Source organism: Fontibacillus panacisegetis (assembly GCF_900102215.1).
GTDB lineage: Bacteria > Bacillota > Bacilli > Paenibacillales > Paenibacillaceae > Fontibacillus > Fontibacillus panacisegetis.
The window spans coordinates 90831-112328 of record NZ_FNBG01000017.1; the positions used below are offsets into that span (position 1 = coordinate 90831).

23 protein-coding genes and 1 pseudogene are annotated in these 21498 nt (G+C 38.0%); 2 read left to right on the forward strand and 22 right to left on the reverse strand.

Going from position 1 to position 21498, the window contains the following annotated elements; genetic code table 11:
* Positions 1–40 precede the first annotated feature (40 nt).
* The 18 genes from BLS49_RS14960 to BLS49_RS15050 all read right to left on the reverse strand — a co-directional run bounded on the left by BLS49_RS14960 (position 41) and on the right by BLS49_RS15050 (position 14610).
* Positions 41–466, reverse strand: a complete 426-nt coding sequence (locus tag BLS49_RS14960; protein ID WP_091232040.1) for a GNAT family N-acetyltransferase — start codon at positions 464–466, stop codon at positions 41–43.
* A 151-nt stretch (positions 467–617) separates the two neighbouring features.
* Positions 618–1136, reverse strand: coding sequence for a GNAT family N-acetyltransferase (locus BLS49_RS14965; protein ID WP_245742456.1), 519 nt, complete (start codon positions 1134–1136; stop codon positions 618–620).
* A 730-nt stretch (positions 1137–1866) separates the two neighbouring features.
* On the reverse strand, positions 1867–2535 hold the full coding sequence (locus BLS49_RS14970) for a Type 1 glutamine amidotransferase-like domain-containing protein (RefSeq protein WP_091232045.1): 669 nt from the start codon (positions 2533–2535) through the stop codon (positions 1867–1869).
* A gap of 635 nt (positions 2536–3170) precedes the next feature.
* Entirely contained in the window at positions 3171–3797 is a 627-nt protein-coding gene (locus BLS49_RS14975; RefSeq protein ID WP_091232047.1) for a type 1 glutamine amidotransferase family protein, read from the reverse strand.
* A gap of 113 nt (positions 3798–3910) precedes the next feature.
* A complete protein-coding gene (locus BLS49_RS14980) occupies positions 3911–4873 on the reverse strand; it encodes a helix-turn-helix transcriptional regulator (RefSeq protein ID WP_091232050.1) in 963 nt (320 codons plus the stop codon).
* A 251-nt stretch (positions 4874–5124) separates the two neighbouring features.
* Positions 5125–6507, reverse strand: coding sequence for an ABC transporter substrate-binding protein (locus BLS49_RS14990; protein ID WP_175471425.1), 1383 nt, complete (start codon positions 6505–6507; stop codon positions 5125–5127).
* A gap of 19 nt (positions 6508–6526) precedes the next feature.
* A complete protein-coding gene (locus tag BLS49_RS14995; protein WP_091232057.1) occupies positions 6527–7054 on the reverse strand; it encodes a DinB family protein in 528 nt (175 codons plus the stop codon).
* Positions 7055–7161: 107 nt separating this feature from the next.
* Positions 7162–7581, reverse strand: a complete 420-nt coding sequence (gene fosB, locus BLS49_RS15000) for a metallothiol transferase FosB (protein ID WP_091232060.1) — start codon at positions 7579–7581, stop codon at positions 7162–7164.
* A gap of 2 nt (positions 7582–7583) precedes the next feature.
* A complete protein-coding gene (locus BLS49_RS15005) occupies positions 7584–8045 on the reverse strand; it encodes a VOC family protein (RefSeq protein WP_091232063.1) in 462 nt (153 codons plus the stop codon).
* 38 nt (positions 8046–8083) lie between these two features.
* Positions 8084–8413 (reverse strand): low molecular weight protein tyrosine phosphatase family protein, encoded by a 330-nt coding sequence (locus BLS49_RS15010; protein ID WP_175471426.1) that lies wholly within the window; start codon positions 8411–8413, stop codon positions 8084–8086.
* Positions 8414–8434: 21 nt separating this feature from the next.
* Positions 8435–8980 (reverse strand): GrpB family protein, encoded by a 546-nt coding sequence (locus BLS49_RS15015; protein ID WP_091232072.1) that lies wholly within the window; start codon positions 8978–8980, stop codon positions 8435–8437.
* A 202-nt stretch (positions 8981–9182) separates the two neighbouring features.
* Positions 9183–9578, reverse strand: coding sequence for a RidA family protein (locus BLS49_RS15020; protein WP_091232076.1), 396 nt, complete (start codon positions 9576–9578; stop codon positions 9183–9185).
* A 44-nt stretch (positions 9579–9622) separates the two neighbouring features.
* Positions 9623–10390: a class I SAM-dependent methyltransferase gene (locus BLS49_RS15025; RefSeq protein ID WP_091232078.1), complete on the reverse strand. Its 768-nt coding sequence runs from the start codon at positions 10388–10390 to the stop codon at positions 9623–9625.
* Positions 10391–10493: 103 nt separating this feature from the next.
* Entirely contained in the window at positions 10494–11057 is a 564-nt protein-coding gene (locus tag BLS49_RS15030; RefSeq protein WP_091232081.1) for a hypothetical protein, read from the reverse strand.
* Between the two features lie 145 nt (positions 11058–11202).
* On the reverse strand, positions 11203–12120 hold the full coding sequence (locus BLS49_RS15035; protein ID WP_091232084.1) for a TcaA NTF2-like domain-containing protein: 918 nt from the start codon (positions 12118–12120) through the stop codon (positions 11203–11205).
* A gap of 490 nt (positions 12121–12610) precedes the next feature.
* Positions 12611–13315, reverse strand: coding sequence for a class I SAM-dependent methyltransferase (locus BLS49_RS15040; RefSeq protein WP_091232086.1), 705 nt, complete (start codon positions 13313–13315; stop codon positions 12611–12613).
* A 125-nt stretch (positions 13316–13440) separates the two neighbouring features.
* A complete protein-coding gene (locus tag BLS49_RS15045; RefSeq protein WP_091232089.1) occupies positions 13441–13851 on the reverse strand; it encodes a GNAT family N-acetyltransferase in 411 nt (136 codons plus the stop codon).
* Between the two features lie 171 nt (positions 13852–14022).
* Positions 14023–14610 carry a metallophosphoesterase family protein gene (locus BLS49_RS15050; RefSeq protein WP_091232092.1) on the reverse strand — a complete coding sequence of 196 codons (588 nt, stop codon included), beginning with the start codon at positions 14608–14610 and terminating at the stop codon, positions 14023–14025.
* Positions 14611–15091: 481 nt separating this feature from the next.
* Between BLS49_RS15050 and BLS49_RS15055 the strand changes: the two genes are divergently transcribed.
* Entirely contained in the window at positions 15092–16012 is a 921-nt protein-coding gene (locus BLS49_RS15055; RefSeq protein ID WP_091232096.1) for a hypothetical protein, read from the forward strand.
* 194 nt (positions 16013–16206) lie between these two features.
* Here BLS49_RS15055 and BLS49_RS15060 read toward each other — a convergent pair whose 3' ends face one another.
* The 4 genes and pseudogenes from BLS49_RS15060 to cysK all read right to left on the reverse strand — a co-directional run.
* Complete coding sequence (locus BLS49_RS15060) at positions 16207–18153, reverse strand: PTS fructose transporter subunit IIABC (protein ID WP_091232099.1); 1947 nt, start codon at positions 18151–18153, stop codon at positions 16207–16209.
* A gap of 36 nt (positions 18154–18189) precedes the next feature.
* The gene (gene pfkB, locus BLS49_RS15065) at positions 18190–19101 is read right to left on the reverse strand and encodes a 1-phosphofructokinase (protein ID WP_091232102.1); all 912 of its coding nucleotides are present in this window, start codon (positions 19099–19101) and stop codon (positions 18190–18192) included.
* Positions 19102–19115: 14 nt separating this feature from the next.
* On the reverse strand, positions 19116–19877 hold the full coding sequence (locus BLS49_RS15070) for a DeoR/GlpR family DNA-binding transcription regulator (protein ID WP_091232105.1): 762 nt from the start codon (positions 19875–19877) through the stop codon (positions 19116–19118).
* A gap of 338 nt (positions 19878–20215) precedes the next feature.
* Positions 20216–21052: pseudogene (gene cysK / locus BLS49_RS15075) on the reverse strand (cysteine synthase A); the annotation flags it as partial.
* 84 nt (positions 21053–21136) lie between these two features.
* On the opposite strand from cysK, the gene BLS49_RS15080 reads away from it, so the two are divergent.
* The coding region (locus BLS49_RS15080; RefSeq protein ID WP_175471273.1) for a transposase at positions 21137–21498 on the forward strand (362 nt) is incomplete at its 3' end.

Genomic DNA, 21498 nt, shown 5'->3' on the forward strand with positions numbered 1-21498 from the left:
CTCCCATTTATCTGTATTGGCTACATTAGCCCCATTGGTATTAGGGTTGTGGTATCCATTGAGGAGGTCGCCTCATAAATCGATCACCGTCTCTTATGAACCCGTATTTTTCATACAATCCATGAGCATCTCGGGTACCTAATAATCCCATTAATCCTTCAAGCTCTGCTACATTCATAATCGCCTCAATTAATTTTTTGCCTATTCCCATACCTCTATGTTCTTCTTGAACAAATACATCACAAAGATAAAAAAATGTCGCCCAATCCGTAATGACTCGTGCAAACCCGACTTGTTCATCTTTATGAAATACACCAATACAGTACGAATTTTCTATTGCTTTTTTCGTCCGATCATTAGGCCGTGAATTTGCCCAATAGCTTTTAGATAAAAACTCGATAACAGCATCAACACTAATCTTTAACTTATCATCACTAATGAGATAATCATTATACATTACTTCCATTAGCTAACCCCCTACTAACTGATAATCCCACTATTTTTGAAACATTGATAATTTTATTATCCTGCAACTTATGTGCAAGTGTTCTGTGAAAATAAAGCATTAGACTGGAGCTGTTGTTGTTAAACTAACGTTTCCCATCAGTTTAACAGTATTATGTCAGTTTTAGAGTATATGTAGGGTGTTCAAGACCAGTTGCATCATAGTATTCATAATGTGAAAAATGAAAACCGAGCTTTCTAAGCAATTTTGCGGAGGCAACATTTTCCGGATGATGTCCTGCCACAACATATTCTGTTTTCAGGTTATATCGGGCGTGCTCTAGCACAGCTAATGCTGCTTCAAAAGCATATCCTTTGCCCCAGTAATCTTTTTTGAGATGAAAACCTAATTCATACGCTTGTATTACCTTGTTGTATGGTCTTAATCCACAACAGCCTATCATTTCACCACTTTCTAATTCAAACAGAGGCCAGTATTGAACTTGGAAATAAATACCATTTTTAATCTCTTTAAATAATCTCTCATTGACCTCTTCTACAGTAAATTGACCTTTTCCACTAATGAATCGAGCTACTAATGGGTCTCCCCACAAGTCTATAGCCAATTCGAAATCACTTGATTGCCATTCTGAAAATCCTAATCGAGTTGACTGAAAAATAAATTTTCTCAAAAGAACCATACCTTTATGCGCTATATTAAAATACTCTTATTTATTTTATCAGTGAATCCCAAATGAGCGAAGCACAACAATGGGCCCAATGTAGCATGTCAGGTTTTAGATTCGGTGCATTACCCATAATAAACTGAGAGGTCGAGTATCCGCCTCAATAACTTTAAAGGGCTTCTGTTAAGTTCTTTCGACAGGTTGAATAATCATCAAATGTGCAGCGCCAAAACATGGAGCGCCTCATTTCTGTTAAAGAAGTCCAGGAGGATGTCCTGCCGGCTCCAAACCTATTCTGAGCGGTTGTTCCCTGAGAGGTCACTGCACAATTATATATACGCCTATTAAGGGCTAATTCCTTCTAATACGGTACCATTTACCACAAATACTTTATAGAAGTCTTTCTAAGCTCCACATTAGACTCAGAGGTTAACTGGTACTAAGGTATTTTAGCATGTTGCTCAAAAGTGGTGAAAGCCTATTTATTGAACTAACGTTCCCCGTTAGTTCAATAAAATGAGCAGCTAGCATCCGCCGAGCATAGAAAGACCGCCATTGAAGGCGGTCTAAAAAATTTATCATTTCTGCCCGACAATAAGTCCTGGGGATATTAAGATTGCATCTGTTTACAAACAGTATTCCAATCATAGAGAGGAGACCTGAGATATTCGCTGTAAGCCTTGATTTTATACATCAAAAGGAATTAATTCTGTTAGGTCACAGCCACTCTCCCTAATTAGAGCGTCTCAACCAATTTCTGAATCTTTGAGTGGGAAATTAAATATACAGGACCCATTATTTCTATTTTGCCGTCCTTTACACGTATAGCGCTCTCCTGTTCTGCCGCATAAACATCAATCTCTTCAGACAAGGGGAACAGGTAGCCTTGAACAAACGTGGCGTAGTCGCGTTTAGAATGAGATTCATAGGCAAAATGATCAAAGCCAATACCATCATAAATAGTACTTGTTTCAACTTCATAGCCAGTGTTTATCAAGCTTAACCATTTTGCAGCCATGTTTATCGCACCGGCGCTGGCACCCATTATAACGGCATTGCTGTTCTTAATAACATCCGATAATTCATATTCCGCCAAAAAATCGTTCTGCAAAACAGGATCTCCACCGCATAAAAAAATGACAGAAGCGTTTTGAATTAATCGCTGGGCATCTTCCTTCTGCATGCGGTAATCAATGAAATGATATTCATTAAAAATAATGTTAGCCTGATTCAACCATGTCCATTCAGAAATATCATCAATGTTAATTTTCTCACCTGTATAACCAGACGGTGTAGCGCTAATCATAACAAGCGATTTTCTGTCTTGTATATCCTCATGCAAACATTGGACCAGCTTCTCTGGAAAAAAATCATTAAACCAACTGAGATAGTAGTGAGTTTTCAAACTTAATTACCTCCATATGTACTATTTACATTCATCCATTCTTAACGATAAAACATATTATACACGCTAGAAAGATGAACGGTTCTTCAGCCATTTCGTTTACACACCCTTGTACACTTTTCATAAATCCAACTCTATATTACCATAACATGGAAATGAAGTATGAGAAATATGTTTCCACGTTAACCTGCCCGTTAGTTCAATAAAAAGAACGCTCCCGCACCTTCGCTTGGGCTACGTCCTCCTCATTATATTCCATTTCCAATCATCTATTAAAGAACGTACGTGGGTAGCATGTAGTGCTTAAACAGGGGACTTATCTTAACCTAAGCACTAAGAAAATACTTTATTTTCTCAGTTTATCAAGACCTAGATTTAGGAAAGTCAGATATAATAAAGGGTTCCACATATTATACATGACTAATATGTGGAACCCTTTATGCTTAACTATCGTACTCCGTTAGAATTCCTGTGGAACGAATATTTTAAGTCACATTGTTACTCATGTGGCATCTTGTCACACACTGTTATAAATGGTGAAAGTCGTTGGGTGTTCCATTCTTGTATATTTACCTGACACTCCCATATCTTTTATGCTTTCAGTCATTTTTACTCCTCCTTAAATGCTGATACCTTCATTGTATTGAATTCATCAACTCATAGTAATATTTAGAATCACTAGTCTTATTAAGGCTATACCAGGCGTCTAATGTTTTTGGAGAAAACACATCCAAAGCTTTCAAGATGTGTGCAGAAAATTCCAACGGAGCTATTCCAGATGCTGTGATCAGTTTTCCATCAGTTACAGCAGACTCCATTTTGTAATACTTTTCTCCTGTATAAGTGGGACAGATCATTTTAAGGTATTCCAGATCATTGCTTGTATGCCCACGTGAATTCAGCAATCCTGTCTGGGCAAGTCCCATTGTAGCACCACAAATCGCTGCAACCCATATACCTTCCCTTAAACACCTCTCAGCGATTTTTAAGAGGGGGTGGTGAATGGTTTCTGTCCATGTATCTCCACCGGGTAAAATCAATAGATCTGATCTTTCAATGCTGCACTCATCCAATTTGATGTCAGGCAGTATTTTCAATCCGCCCATTGTAGTTACTGGAGTCTTATCAATTCCCACGGTAACTATTTTTGATGGGGCCAGCCCCTTTTTATAATATCTTCCCGAGTTCAGTTCGGCAGTTAAGTAGCCTACTTCCCAGTCTGCCATTGTGTCAAACACATAAAGATATACCGTATTATTCATTTGCAAGTTCTCCTTATTATACAATTCATCAAGTGATACCAACCATCCATCGGTAATCAATGATAATCATCATTATAAAATGACTTCACTGACATCCGCTGTCAGTGAAGCTATTAAAGTTGATAATATTCCATTAACTCCGACACAACACCAACAAGTTTTTCCTTCAAACTCTGTGGTTCGATTACTTGAATGGATTTCCCGTAGGATAAGAGAAAATAAGGAACATAGGTATGAATTGATTTTTCCTCAAGTAAAAAGATTGCTTGATTTGATGTACGCTCTTTCAGATGATGCCCCAAAAACCAATGCAGGCATAAGTCATCCAACGCCTCTGACCTACCTTCGATAATTAAAGCAATTAACCCGTCCTTGCCGACTAAATCAGGTAATAGATTTCTCAAAAAAAATTCCCGAGCCAAAAAAGCTTCGGAACGCTTAAATATGTTTTGAGTACGCTTGATTTGTAAAATCCGTTCTACCCGAAAGCTGCGGATCTCATTTCTCAGGTGGCAAAATGCAACAATATACCATTTATTGTTCCAGTAAACCATTCCATAGGGATCTATCACCCTAGTCTTGGGTTGATCATCACGGCGTGTGCGATAATCAATTTCTACAGAGAATTCGTTTGCTACAGCTTGCTCCAATTCCGCCAATACTGGCTGAATAGAAGGGTCTCCCATACGGTTTATAACTTCAAATCCGGCTAAATGACGGCTGAGAACACTTTCCTGTTCCTGATTCGAATACATTTTCAATTTGGATGTCGCATTACCTAATGCCTCACTCAAAGGGTATCCGGCTTCTTTTGCAAAAACAGCAGCATGAAGAAGTGCTTTTTTTTCTTCAATATCAAATAGCAGAGGTGCTCTGATAAAATTATTCAGCAAGCTATACCCGCCATTATGACCAGTGTCGGATATTATAGGCACTCCACTGGCACCTAGCGCATCAATATACCGATAGACTGTCCTTATATTTATTTCTAACTTTTCGGATATTTGTTTTGCGGTCATTTTAACGCCCGAATTCAGCATCCATAGGATTGCCAGCATATTATCGTTTTTTGGCATCACATATACCTCATCTTTTATATTGTTTGGCAACTTCTATCATTTTTGAGGTTGATTGAATATGAATTTCGTACTTAGGTACGTCCATTTCAGAGAGACCTACAGCTAAATCTTTACAAAGGCTGCCGCCGTTACAAGTCAAACAAGCTCATATAATGAACTAACCATCCTCTATTTACGTTACTACAATTAACCTAGTCTAGAACTTTATTTTCTCCTGACAGCAAGCTGTTGCTTGCTAAACTTTAGTCTCACTTTTTTTTCGATTCTTCCTTTAAGGCTTTGTCCATAAGCTCCTGCCCATCTTTCTGGGCAGTTTGCAACGCATCATCAATGGACTTTTTATTTTCTCTGACTAACGCTATTTCTCTTTCCATAATCGGAATAAATCCTATATTAAATGCAGCGGGAATCCTTTTAAATTCCTCGTAATAATTAAAACGATCCATATTAGGTTTTAACTTATAAAACACATCCATACTGTAGCCTTCAGAATCTTGATAAGCCCCTATTCGGGACAAGAGGAGACCGTTACTCATGCTTTTGGATTTATTCTTCGCATACTCTTCCCCATTAGCAAATTTGATAAACTCCCATGCTGCTTCAACATTAGTAGAATTAGCCCGGATCGTCATAATTTGATACAAAAAAAAGGTGCTGCTTCTCTCAGGATCAGCAGAATTGACAGGACCCGTTACCATCCCCAACTCAAATGGCTTGTAATTTTGTACAGAGGTTTTTGCCTGCTTTATTTGCTCAAGGGTATATGGACCGCCCACTACCATAGCAAAACGTCCCATTATAAACGGTTGATTTTTTAATTGATCTTCTGGGGTAACAACCCCCTTAGATCCATTTTGTTCAGGGATGTAAACCGTATTAGAATTCAATCCGTCCAAAACAAGCTGGTACATCTTTCTCCAGGATTCCGTATTAATTGTTACTTCCAAGGTATTGGGGTTAACCATCATGATACCTTCATTATTAGCTATATTTTGAACTATTCTATTAAAACTCATAGAGAATTGTTCACCATAACCATACACTCGAGTATTTCCATCACCTTCAGTTGGAAAACGGCGGGCTAAATCGTAGATGTTCTCCCACGTCATTCCGTCATGCGGCAGTTCTATTCCATATTTCTTAAATAAATCCGCATTATAAAAAACAACAGCCTGGCCAAAAGTAGGTGATAAACCATATAACTTCCCATTCCCGTCCTTTTTGACCAGTTCGAGCAGTGCAGGGTATATGGTCTCCGTATTATATTGATCTCGTTCAATTAATGAGTCTAGTTCCATCAATTTTTCTTCGGCGGCATAGGCTTTAAAGTTGCTTGAATTTAGCAAAATGACATCTGGTTGTTCCTTTTCTATAAGCTCATCAAAAGCTGCAACCGGATCGGAGGCTTTAGATAGAGATTGGGTACTTACAACTTCTATTTCAATATGAGAGTTTTTCAGCAGAAATAGGTTTCCATAATCCTGGAAAAACTGATCTTGGTTATAGTACATCACTTTTAGATTCATAGGTTCATCATCTTTTAATACTGTGTTTCCATTAGTACAGCCTGCAATCACCATACCGCTCATAAGTAAAAGCAGCAGTAGCTGTTGCAATACTTTCACCCTCATTATGAACCTCCTGATCAAGTTATACATTTAGTCTTTTCTTTATCATTCTAATTTGACCTCTATGATTGATTTCATCTTCAAACACATGGAACCACATAAAGTAATGATTAGCTTGCTTTTGATACCAAAATTCCTCCTCTTGATACAGCCAATCATCATTAACGGTTCTAAAAAATTCGTAGGTCCGATTTCTCACCTCATTTAATTTATCTAAATAATAATTGAGATTATTTCCACGAATCTTTCTCCGTCCTTCTTCACCTAGCTCCAATGCTGCTCCCCAGATCAACATTTCTTCATCATTTAATTCTCTCTTCTCAAAGGTTCCAACTTGATACGCATATTCTACTGCTGCGAAATGCATCAATAATGCACCTATTGAATTGCTTTCGGAGTCTAATAAAAAGTCTAACTGATCTACAGTTAAGTTTTCTGTAGTTTCTAATGTTGTATACCTTACATAATTCATCATGGACAATAAACGACTTATTTGAGGAGTATAACCAGGTATGTCAGTAATTAAATAAATTTTATCCATATCGATCATGTCTTTTCCTCCAATTTCTATTTGCTTCTCTTGTAAATAAATCTCTCTTAATCTCTGGCAACTCCATAAAATTCACTTCACATGTGTCAAAGTTTTTGCTCTTCTATTCATAAAAATGTCATATGATTTTTATCTTCTTTATAATATTCTATTCGGTCTTTCAACTGCCCTGTATGGAACTCAAACTTATGACCATCAGGGTCTGCGAAGTAAATTGACTTCTTGTCTCGCTCGTCTCGTTCTCTTCCAGGCAGAATATTAACTTTTAACTCCATCAATTTTTCTTTATAGGCTTCAAATGCTTCATCATCTATTGTAAAAGCAATATGAGTGTACGAGTAATGAATTTCATTTCTTTCAATATCCGGTTCTTCATTTAATGCGAGCCATAGTCCATTTAAATCAAAATAAGCTAATTTCTTACCCTTGACTAAAAGGTTGGCCCCAAATACTTGCTTATAAAAATCGATAGAGCGTTCTAAGCTGGAAACAGAAAAACAAATATGATTAATACCTTGGATTTGCAAAATTATTCACCCCCAAGTAATTGCTCCCATTCTTCAATTGATAACTTGGCTGTTATGTTCTTCAATCTATCCGGGACCTCAATAAAACACATCAATTCCAAACTGTTGCCATCTGGATCATTAAAGTATACTGATGCATTTCCTTGATTGGGCCGTACAAAAGGTTCGATAGAATCTCTTGATCCAAATGGCACAGGTTCTATTTGAATCTCTTGAAGCCAGTTCAAACTATTTTTTAAATCCTCATAACTTACTCGAAATGCTACATGTCTTAAAGATGGATGATATGGTGTTAAAAATTCCTTACCCTGCCACAGACCAATCCAACTTTTCTCCTTCTCAATCCAAAAGAATGCAGTATCTTCATCTCTCCATGCAAGCTCTAAACCTAACTTAGAGTAAAATTCGATAGATTCCTTCATGTTCTTTACAGGCAAATGAGCTTCATATAAACCTTGTATCATCAACGCATTTTATCTCCTTTAACTATTACTGATAACGTTCAGATATTTATATTGATATGTTCAGATACTCTGGATATCAACAAATCAATGAGTTCCTCATCCATATATTCATATTCATCTGGAATGTCTAACCTTATTACTCTCTTGTCTTGTAGTTCTTCTCTATATCTTTGTTGTAATTTTGCTTGATGCTTCTTTTCCATAACAAAAATGATATCAGCCCATCCAATATGTCCTGCTGTAACCTTTACTCTAGCATTTTCTTCTGTTCCCGCCGAACGCACTTGATAGGCTGCTAATCCACTAAAAATTTTCTCTGCGGTTAAGCTACGCCATTTATTTCTGCTGCACACAAACAATAATTTAATATCTGTCACCCCGCAGATTTTTTACACATTCGATTTATCTAACTTCCATCCGATCTCTTGACTCCAGCGATTTGCCTTTTGCATAATATTCCATACTATTTCTGTTTTCCCTTCAACATACAGTTCTCTGCGATTTCCATATTGCTTTGCAAGATCATGCTTAACCTGGGCATATTCATTTCGTTCATTTTCATGTTTTCTTAAATAATCCCTAAATAACAAATTAAATTGTTCTGACCAACTTCCCGATTCCCTTACGTGAATATGAGTTCTTCTCATTCCTTCTGATTCTCTAAAATATCTTTTAGTTAAGTCTGGATTATCTTGTCTATAAATAAACCCCAAAGATTCCAATCCATTCTTGACTTCTTCGATATTAGCTAGATTTAACACAGATATTTGAATATCAATAATCGGTTTAGCAGCTAATCCAACCACGGCCGTTGATCCAATATGATCCATTCTTACTATATAATTTCCTATTACATTTAAAATTTGACTACGCAGCTCCTCAAACATCACAGACCACTTCTCATTGTAAGGCTCGATAATTATTACATCCTTCATTTTCGACCTCCAGGCGAATGAAAAAATATGTTGTCTCCCTACACTTCAACTATTCCTGCCACAGTATATAGATAATCAATTAAAAATCCATGCAAGACAGTAGCGCACAGCGAAAAATGTGAATGTTTAATAAAACGACCCAGCCCTAGATGCTCTTATCTTAGGCTGGGTCACTTGTTGTATGAGCTTCTTCGTCAGCTTACTATCCATTTTCATTTAATATTGCATGTACTTCTATCTCAACCAATAATTCTGGATCAATCAAACTTTTAACCTCGACCATAGTTGCTACGGGCCTAATATCTTTGAAATATTCTCCATGTGCTCTTCCTATCTCTTCCCATTTACTTATATCTGTTACAAACATCCTTGTCCTAACAACATCCGACATACTTGCGTCCACTTGATGCAAGGCTCCATTAATCATCTCTAAAATATATTTTGTTTGCTCATATGCGTTACCTTTACCTACAACCTCTCCATCTTTCATTGAAGTTGTCCCTGCAACTTCTACAATATTTCCAACTCTAATTGCCCTGCTATATCCTACAACTGGTTCCCAGGGTGATCCGGTTGATATTTTTATTCTCTCTGTCATTTTACTCTCTCCCCCAAAATATATATATTTAAAATCTTATCAAATCATTTTTTTGCTAAATACAAATCAATAGTATCATAAACGTATAATACATCGCCAAAACGTAAAATCGCTTCTTTAATCTCGTTCTCAAATAATACTTTAGTAGTTGATGGCATTGTTCTATGATCTGAATATGTATTTAATAAGTCAATATAGTCAGACGACGAGAATGTTCTGGTTAAATGATACAATTTGAACACAATTTCTCTAAATCCATATGCCTGAATTGTTTTCTTTCGACCTTCATATCTTTCAGTATCATACTCCATAATTTGGGTACTGGAAGGTCTATATTTTTGATATATCCTTTGAATATTCTGATGTAACTCATCATTTTCACGTGATACAAATGGGCGGTTCCATAATAATGCTAGTGTTCCACCTGTTTTTAGTAATTTGGAGACTTTAGGATAACCAATTTGTTCTGGAATCCAATGAAATGCAGTTGCTGAATAAATGATATCAATACTGCCATTTGGACATTCAAAATCTTCAAACGCAGTATTGCATACTGTAAAATTTTTATAATCTAGAAACTTCAATTTTGAATATTCTGCAAGGTCTTTTCCTAATTCAATTGCCGTTAATTCACAGCCTGTTTCTAAAAAAGGTCTTGTTGCCTGTCCTGTTCCAATGCCAATTTCAATTGCTTTTTTGCCTTGCTCTATATGAGAATACTCTATAATATCTTTGAATAATTCATCACAATATGTCGGTCTCCATTTTTCGTAATTTTCCACTTCCTCATTAAATGTTAATCGTTTATCCATAATGTTCTTCATCCTTCCGAAAATCGTTACCACGATCAGTCCGTAAACTTCAGCAGAAATATAGAAACCATATGCAATAGTAAAACCAGTAAATTGTTTTCTTTTAAATCGGGTACCACTTCAATTCATCCAATTTTGTAAAGTTTGGTTCAGCAAATCTGTATTCATATAGAAGTTTTCCTTCTTGGTTCAGAGCATTTGGAGTTAAATCAAACCAATTGATAGTTTTATTCCATGAAAAAGTAATAGGTTCCCCTAATACCACATTTTTTCTTTGCCTCTCTCCTTCAGGTCCAACTTCTAACAAAGTCACTTCAGGGTCGTTTACTATTACACTAAAAACGGTTGCCTGCTCTTCCTCATCCGCTATAGTAGTTCCACCAATTGTTTTCACAGGATCGTTATTATGAAAGAAAAATGTCGAAGCTCTGGAAACCCAAAGAAAACCAAGTTTCTTATTACTAATAGCTGTTATAGGTTTCTCGTTTGAATTAAAAATATAGACTGAACCCCAGTTATAATCCACCTGATCAAGAAGAATTGAATCTTTAGGTACAAAACTATTCGCTCTTGCAGCACTTAACCCATTAATTCTATACCCACCCCAATAAATACAGACAACCACTAGAAGAGCAGCAATAACTAACAAAACTAATCTGTTTTTCATCTTTTCCCCCAATGTATTAATTTCGTATAACGTTAGTTATTTTCTGATGCCATTGCCATCTACCAATCACATTCAATGATTTAATTTCATTGTCGTAAAGTTGAACGTAATGTTATCAGAAGTCGAGCTTCTTAGAAACATCGTGTTACTCATTTATTTCCTTTAAATTCTTAATCACTGCATAACCCTCGTATGTAACTTCATCTCGAATTTCATCAAACTCGAAAGAATATTTTCTTCTAAATTTTCCCTGCTTATTTGCCTTATTTGTGTAACTTATGGTTAATTGCCCAACATTAATATAGTCCACTTCTCCATAATCTAATATTGTCATTTTAACAGAGAATTCAGACCCATTATTTAATAGACCTGTCATTATAGATTTTTGTTTATTTAATACTGTTTCGTTAGCTGATATTCTCTTAATTTCAGTTATATCTAAAGTATTCAGGCATTCTTCTAGAGCTTTTGGGTAAGATTCAAGAAGTTCATCTACATAGAAGCCATCAGCTTTGACTGCTCCCATCCGTTGTTCAATATCTTGCTCAAAATTAGCCCATTCCTTAATGTCACTCAGAAAATAAGACTCTCCAACTTTCTCGACTGAATATATCCAATGATATTCCCTAAGTATTCCTTCCTTGTCTGGGTAATTAATTTTAATGTTTTCAGCAACTTCAACATCGAACTTATTAATATCAATGTAATAAGTCCTATAGATTTCCGAATTTTGGAACTCCTCTGTAATCTTTCTGGTGAATAAGTTATTTACAAGCTTCTTTTGTGCTACAAACAGATTACTATCTGGCAAAAGATTAGGTTCAACAAATGAAAATGTACCTTTATTTATTGCTTCAATAAGATTTTTTTCATAATATTTAATTAATTTGCTTATTTCATCCATCGTATTATCAAGCTGTCTTTCAGTAAAAATTATTTCGGTTTCTACTGGAATATCTGTGTTGGTAATTTGATCAGTGTTGTTTATTTTATAGCTAACGCTCTCACTATTACATGCGGTTAGTATGAGAAAGGCTAAATTTAATACTAAAATCTTCTTCACTCAAGTTCCTCCGATTTATCTGCCATTTCTGATAACGTCTAACATATTCCGCGATGGTTTATTAAAATAACCACTCCCTCTGAATTACTAGAAATGCATTCTATTTCATTACCTTGATTGCAGATAATGTTCGTTCTAACGGCTTAAGTCAGCATAGCTAATTTGTAGTCTGATTTTTATTGTGACTTCCTATCATTTATTTGATTTTCTTAAATCGTTGATTAACATATCCAGTCTTTCTATAATGCGTTCGTCATTTTCTATCTGTTTCTTAGAAGATATCTCGACCCTCATTAAAGTAACTAATATTCCAATCATTAATATTATCAATATGATAATCATGATTCCTCCCTTGTTAAGATTTAATAATTACAGGGATATCGCATAATATTCTTGCATTCACGAACCCACACCACCTTAAGTCTCTATGAGCCTGCCATAACATGAATGCGGTGTTATACTGTGCCGAGCCTTGTTTGATTAATTTTCACTATGTATTTTGCACTACCCACGTCACTACATCACTTTCAAGCAAGACTCTACGTCCATCTCTTGTAATCTCTACCTCAAAAGGTTTTACCGTGTGTTTCAATGTCTTCCAATTCTTATACATCTTCTCGAATTTTTCAGATAAATATGTAGTCTCAAACATCAACTCGTACATTGGCTCGATTATTTCACCTGTATCAATTATTTTCTCTCTAACACCTGTGCTGATAATTATGCAATTTACTCCCTGTGTTTTCGTACCACGGATCATATTTTCTATTACATAATCAAATCTCTCCTCCGATTCCAAATGCTCAAGTGAAGATACTGAAAAAATCAAATGAAAATACTCATCAGGAATCACGTAATTCGAAATATCTGATAACACCGGGCTGATCTTAGCACTCACTCCGTATTTCTCACTATATTCCTCTAAATTTGTTATAGCTGATTCCAATAAATCAACGCAGACTACTTTCCCTTCTTTGTGTTTTAAAATCTCTGCTACTGGAATACTATTTCTCCCAACACCACAGCCTAAATCCAGCACATTCACTATATCCAAACTTTCGAAATTAGCCATTAATTCCATTACTGTCTTCACAGGTTTATGTAACCATGAACCTGGTTTGAAAAGCTCAAGATTTTCATAACAATCATCATGATACTCTTTTTCTTTTTTTCTGATTACCTGAAGACGATTCATTTCATCAACTCTCTTTCAAATTCTGCTCAAATTTCGTATTATCGTTCCCAATTTTCACGAGTCCGAGAGGCTTAGAAACGATGTTATCCGATGCCGATTTGAATTAACTTTCACTCTGTTTTTTGTTAATTTGTATATCTCATTCCTGGAGCTTCATCTGCCTTTTTTTCAAATCCATGTTTTATATAAAAATCTTCTTTTCCCCATGCTGAAAATAACTGTATCAACAAAATATCATATTTTTTACATTCTTCTATTAGCCTTGTAATAATTAAAGATCCTATTCCTTTTCTTTGAAATTCTGGTTTTATAATCACATCACATATCAATGCTTGCAACTCACCATCTGACAATATTCGCCCGTAACCAATAATCTCATCTGCTTCATTGTATACACTTACGCTAAACCAATTTTCTTTTAAACATTTTTCAAGTCTTGCTTTGCCCTTTTCTAGGATTCCATCCCACCCTGTACTAGCTATCAATGTCATATATTCATCTACCGATGGATTGCTTTCAATTAGCTTTAGCTTCATTTAGCACCTTCTCTTTCATTAATTGCTTCCAGTTTTGGATAATGTTTTATGTATTCTTGAAACGACCCAACCTTAGATAGCTTTTAACTTAAGCGGGGTCATTTGTTGTCTAAGCTTCTTCCATGATTATACATCTTGTCAACCAACGGGCGGTAGCCCTGAAGCGTTACCCTAAATTTCTATGATGTAGTATCCATATGCGTTTATTACATTTGTGTTTTTATACTGATTAATTCTTTCGTTTCTTCCATAGTTCAAATGTTGGTGGCCGTGCAATAAAAATTTCGGATTATATTTATTCATAAGTTCTATAAAACATTCAAATCCTCTATGACATACGTCTTCACCGTCACCAATCTTGTAAGCTGGGGCATGCGTAACCAAAATATCTATGCCTTTACTTAGCCAAAGTTTAGGCTTCATTTTAGCTATTCTCCAACGCATCTGTCTTTCTGTATATTGATATTCCCCACGGTTATATCGATGGCTACCGCCAAGGCCCATTATTCGAAATCCTTGATAAGTTATTATCTTGTCTTCTATACACTCACACCCTTCAGGTGGAATCGATTTGTATTCAGTATCATGATTGCCATGCACATAAAATAATGGAGCATTAATCATAGTTACTAGAAAAGATAAATACTCTGCCTTAAGATCACCACAAGATATAACTAAGTCAATATCTTTAAATTTCTCAGGTTCAAAATGATCCCAAATATATTTTGACTCTTCATCGGAGACAACTAATATTCTCATTTGAACTCCTCCAGTTTTGATCTTATTAACGAAATGACCCAACCTTAGATAGCTCTTATCTTAGGCTGGGTCGTATTTCCTCTAAGCTTCCTCCATGATTATACATCTGAGAACCGAAGGGCGGTAGCCCTGAAGCGGGAACATATTCATAATCAACATTATCGACTGCAAATAGAATTCCCCCATTAGACAGATTCGGCTAGTTTATGATCTCATTTAACTATTCCTTAATAAGTATAATAGACGCATAACACTTCTACTCTTTTCCCGACTGTATGAATCTCTCCAGGATAATATGATACCCGTGAACTATCAGAAGCCTTCTCAAATTCACCAAAAAATGAACCTTCGCATTAGTCCAAACAGATCATTCGGTACAATCTATTATTATGATAATCTAGTTTTTGATAGTTTATTTCGGTTAAATGGGTAATTTTTGCTTAAAGTGGAGGAAATATATATAGAATGGAGTAGAAACCAAGTGAAAACCAAGGCACGCATATTATTTTTAACAGTTTGTTTATCGATAATGATCGTAATCCCTTCCCCAGCTCATGCGGCTAATGAAACCACCAAAGCATTATGGGTTTGGGATTTTTATGAAGCGGCATCCGATTCCAACCAGATTACACAGTTACTTAAGTTTTCAACTGATCAAGATATCAACTTATTGTTCATTGGGACAAGGAAGACATTATCGGATCAACCCGCAACGTATGAGGAACTAATCACAAGAGCGCATGAAAAAGGGATTCGTGTATTTGCGCTTGTTGGAAGAGCGAACTGGGCACTGGAACGTTATCATCGCGACGCTTTAGAAGAACTTCGTCAAGTGCTTTCCTTTAATGAGTCCTATCCGTCCAGCAAATTTGACGGAATACAATATGATATTGAACCGCATACCTTGCCTGAATTTAAAACCAAAAGAGGCTCCGTTAGCTATCAATATATACAGGTTCTGAAGAAAATCGCAAATAAAATTGCCTCCAGTGATGATCATCTTGAATTTAATGCAGCGATTCCGTTCTGGTTTGCAACAGGTGAGAACGCGTTCATTGTAAATACTGGCGGGATGAAAAAACCGCTAAGTTATTTTGTACTAGACATTGTGGACACCGCAACCATTATGGCGTATCGTGACACGGCCGAGAAACAAATCCGCTCATCATTAGCAGAAATCAACTATGCGGCGAAAAAAGGCAAGAAAATTTACATTGGCGCAGAAACTAGTCCTCCCAACGGCAACAGCATCCCAAGTGAGATTACGTACTATAACAAAGGCTTGAATTATATGAATAAGCAATTGAAGACGGTTGAAAATTATTTTTCGAACCATGACGGGTTTAGCGGTATTGCAATCCACAGCTATCCTACACTTAAAAAAATGGTGCAAAACAAGTAACAAAACAGCCTTTCTACGATCTTACGAAGGGACTCGGCACAGTCATAACTTCATCTTGGTTTGCTAAAGACCCCAATTAACCCCAGCCTCAGCTCTTAGCTTAGGTTGGGGTTAATTGGGGCTTGTGAATCACCGGCTCTTCAAGAGATGAAAAGCCTGGTAAGTAAATACATTGTTATGCGTTATTTACTCCATTACTTAACGCTCTTTGGTCCAATACTTTCCAGTGGCTTCTTCCACAACCCAAGAATCAGTCCTGAAATGATTGATCCAATCAGAACAGCCAGTATAAACAGTACTGCATGACTCGAAAGAGCAGCTACGAAGATTCCTCCATGCGGTGCCGGAACGTTAATATTCCACAGCTGAGTGAGACCTCCCGCAACGGCCGAGCCCAGAATACATGAAGTCAGAACTCGAAGCGGATCAGCAGCGGCGAACGGAATTGCCCCCTCGGTAATGAACGACAAACCTAATACGTAATTTGTTAACCCTGATTTACGTTCGGATTCTGTGAATTTATTCTTGAAAAACGTAGAAGCAAGCGCGATGGCAATTGGGGGAACCATGCCGCCAGCCATTACAGCCGCCATCATGAAGCCGTTCGTGTTCCCACTGGTAGTAAATACCCCTATTGCGAACGTGTACGCCGCTTTGTTGAATGGGCCACCCATGTCAATGGACATCATCCCGGCGAGAATCATACCCAAAATAACCGCATTAGTGGTTCCTAGATTATTTAGCCCATCCATCAGCCCGATATTAATCCAGCTAAATACAGGATCAATCAGGTAATACATAATTCCTCCAGTAATCAGCAGACCGAATACTGGATAAAGCAAAATCGGCTTCAAGCCATCTAGCGTTTTAGGAAGACCAGCAAATACTTTACGTAGACCGACAACGACATAACCAGCCAAAAAACCTGCGGCAAGGGCACCAAGGAATCCGGCATTGGAATTTAAGGCCAAGTAGCCACCAACCATTCCCGGCATTAAGGCCGGACGGTCACCAATACTAATTGCGATAAATCCGGCAAGAACCGGAATCAGAAAATGGAAGGCACCATCCCCACCACCAATCATTTGCAGCAGCTGGAATAACGGGTGATCTTCGCCTCCAATCTGTTCGATCAGAAAGGAAATGGCCAATAGTATACCGCCACCCACCACAAACGGCAACATATGAGATATTCCGTTCATCAAATCCTTATATATTTTACCGCCTATACTAACAGATTTCTCGGTTGGCTGTTCATCACCTCTGTGTCCTTCACTGCGGTAGATCGGAGCCTCGCCATTTATCGCTTTTAGAATTAATTCTTCTGGCTTACGGATACCATCGCTCACCGGTCTGATCAGCACTGGCTTTCCTTCGAAACGGGCCATCTCCACGTTTTTGTCAGCTGCGACTATGACACCGTTTGCACGTCGGATCTCATCAGCAGTCAGTACGTTTTGAGCCCCTTCCGATCCGTTTGTTTCCACTCGAATGTTGATTCGCATTTCAAGCGCTTTTTTCTTTAGCGCGTCCTCAGCCATAAAAGTATGGGCAATTCCCGTAGGACAGGCAGTAACTGCTACAACGAAGGCTTGTGAATCCGGATCGCCTACAATTACACGTTCCGAGTCGGACGTAGTGCTAACATTTTCATTATCCTTTTCTTTCTTCCCTTTGTTTATACTTTCCTCTTGCTTGGCATCAAACAATTCTGATACTTCATCCGGTGTACCGGTAGCCATCAACTGCTCAATAAATTCACTATCGACCAGCAGTCTGGACAATGCGGCCAATGTGCGAAGATGCATAGTACCCGCCCCTTCAGGAGCAGCTATCATAAAGAAAATCCGAGCAGGTTCACCGTCCAGCGACTCAAAATCCACACCTTGCGCACTCTTTGCAAATACCACAGTCGGTTCATTAACTGCCTTGGTTTTGGCATGCGGCATGGCGATACCACCACCAATCCCGGTGCTCGACTCTGCCTCGCGCTTTAATATCATTTCTTTAAAAAGCACAGGGTCATTAATACGACCGTGCGCCACAAGACTTTCGATCAATTCATCAATTGCTGCTTCCTTCTTTGAAGCCTTTAAATCCATGATCATGGTATCCTTTATCATGAGATCCGTAATTTTCATATCGTACAACTCCCCTGAGTTAATATTCTGACTTATTTATACTTGTGATATTCGAATCAACAGCTGCAGTTGCTCTATGTGCTCCTGATCTGCCAAATCGTCAGAGAACGCTGTAGCACTTCCTGAAGCAACCCCTGCACGGAAAGCCTCAAGCAAATCTCCGGTCAGCGATAGGGTGCCCACAAAACCGGCAATCATAGAATCGCCAGCACCTACCGAATTCTTCACAATACCCTCAGGCGCATTTGCGTGGTAAACCTTGTTTCCCGTGATAAAAAGAGCTCCTTCACCGGCCATCGAGACCAGCACATGCTTCGCACCGGCTTCCAGCAGCTTTCGTCCGTAAACGATAATCTCTTCCCTTGAATTAATCGTTACGCCAAACAACTCAGCCAGCTCATGATGGTTCGGCTTTACAAGCAGTGGCTGATGGATCAGAGCCTTTTGTAACGCCATGCCAGTGGTATCTATAACAAATTCCGCCTTATTCTGCTTGCATACAGAAATTAACCTCTCATAAAAATCTTCGCCAAGCGATGGAGGTACACTGCCGGACAAAATCACAATATCGTCTGCACTCAACTTCACCAGCTTTTGCAGCAAGGCTTCAGCTTCAGTCTCCCGAATGATTGGGCCAGAGCCATTGATCTCGGTCTCCTGTCCGGATTTTAGCTTAATGTTAATCCGTGTATCGTCAGCGACAAATACAAAATCGCTTAAAATCGATTCTTTACTTAACCAATCATTTATATATCGACCAGTGAACCCACCAAGAAAACCAATCGCTTTATTCTGAACCCCAAGCTGATTTAACACTCGCGAAACATTAATTCCTTTTCCACCCGGAAGCTTTAAATCGCGTGTCATCCGGTTCAACTCACCTAGTTTTAAATCCTCAACCTCCACGATATAATCAATGGAAGGATTAAGTGTAACTGTATAGATCATGATTATCCCTCGCTTCACACTAAAGTAACGTCAACGCCTGTCTCTCTTAGCTTCTGAATGAAGCTGTCCGGCGCACCTGAATCCATAAACAAATGATCAATTTCGGTAATATCTGCCACCTTACAGTAAGACACCTGTTCTATTTTGCTACGATCTGCAAGTAATATGACTTGTTTTGCAATCGCGATCATTTTTCGTTTCGTTGCTGCCTCTAACATATTCGGAGTAGAAATACCTTGCTGTAAATCAAGGCCGTTCGTGGCAAGAAATGCTTTATCCACTCTCACCATATCGAGTGAATGCTCGGCCATAGGTCCGACAAAAGCCATCGTATCAGGACGCAGCATCCCGCCAGTTATTGAGACTTCAATATTGCGGCATTCCTTCAGCTCATTCAGAGCCATGATCGAGTTGGTAATAACCTTGATGTTTGAGAAACTTTTTAGTTCTTTGGCAATTTGCAGTGTAGTCGTTCCTCCATCCAGCAGGATCGCATCACCCTCTTGAATCATCTGTACAGCTTTGCGTGCAATCCGCCGCTTCTCTTCCAGGAAACGATCTTCCTTATCATAATAAGGCGCTTCAAAGTTAACGCTTTGTAGTGACACTGCTCCACCATGCGTACGTTTCAGCAGCTTTGCTTCTTCTAGCTCCTTAAGATCCCTGCGAATGGTAGACTCCGATACACCGGTCTCCTGACTTAGCTCCTGTACCGATCCCCTTGTATACCTTTCCAGAAACTGCACGATCCTTCTTTTTCTTTCTTCCTCAAACATCGTATTTCACTCCTTCACTTCAAGCGCAGCCAATATCCTTCAAGCATCTATCTTTTTGTTATATATCATCACTAAATGATCACAAAACGATCAATGTCCATATTAAATTGATTGATATTGACCATTTATGCTCATTTTTGATTATAACAGCGTTTTCATTATCTGTAAATGAGTTGAGTTTAGCATATATAGAAATAGCAAAAATTAGTCAGCTGATCATGCAAAAAATCCATCCACTTCATATCGCATACGATAAGAAACGGATGGATCTCTTTTATCTAATTCCATTGAACGAAGCTTGCTCTCTTCTATGGGATTAGTCATGCTGCTCTGTTGATCTATACCTCGGGAAAAAGAGGCGTCGATAAATATCTCTCCCCTGTATCCGGAAGAAGTACAACTATATTTTTATTTTTATTTTCCGGTCTTTTTGCTATTTGGAGCGCAGCATATACAGCCGCACCGGATGAGATCCCAACTAAGAGCCCTTCCGATCTGGCTAATAAACGAGCGGTTTCAAATGCATCCTCATTTCTTACTTGGAAAATCTCATCAACAACAGACCTGTTAAAATTATCTGGTACAAAACCTGCGCCTATTCCCTGAATCTTATGAACTCCTCTTTTCCCTCCAGAAAGAACCGGAGAATCAGAAGGTTCAACCGCTACAATCTTAACTGCGGATTTTCTTTGCTTCAGGACTTCACCAACTCCTGATATCGTTCCTCCTGTGCCAACACCACCAACAAAAATATCTACTTCCCCTTCTGTATCTCGCCAAATCTCCTCAGCTGTGGTTTTCTTATGTACATCTGGATTGGCGGGATTTGTAAACTGCTGGGGAATATAAGAATTAGGAATTTCTGAAGCTATTTCTTCAGCCTTCTTAATCGCTCCTGCCATACCTTCTGAAGCAGGCGTTAATACCAATTCTGCTCCCAGAGCAATTAATAGTTTTCTTCGTTCAATACTAAAGCTTTCTGGTAAGGTGATGATTAATCTAAATCCTAAAGCAGCTGCTGCAAACGCCAGCCCAACTCCTGTGTTTCCACTAGTAGGCTCAATGATCACTGAGTTCTGATTAATCAGCCCTTTTTCTTCCGCGTCTTTTATCATGGCAAAACCAATTCTATCCTTTACGCTTCCGGCAGGGTTAAAATACTCCAATTTACAGACTGTTGAAAAAGTCATTATTTCACCAAATCACCGCGTTAATATGGTATAATATCTATATAATATATGCCAGAGAGCGGTGATTTTATGTTGTTTACAAATGATACAAACCCTCAATTAGAGTATGAACTGGTCTGCTTGGAGCAATTAGTTCCTCAAGATCATCTTTTGCGCAACATCGACAAATATATCGATTTTAATTTCATTATTGATCTGGTTAAACCTTATTACTGTGAGAACAATGGGCGTCCCTCCCTAGATCCCATCGTATTCTTTAAAATGCTACTGCTTGGCTATCTGTACGACATTCCCTCAGAGCGTAAGCTTGAACGTGCCGTGAACGATACGTTGTCCTTTCGCTGGTTTTTAGGATTAGGGTTAACCCAAAAAGCACCGGATCATTCTACTTTGAGTGAAAATCGAAAGAATAGATTCAAAGATTCAACAGT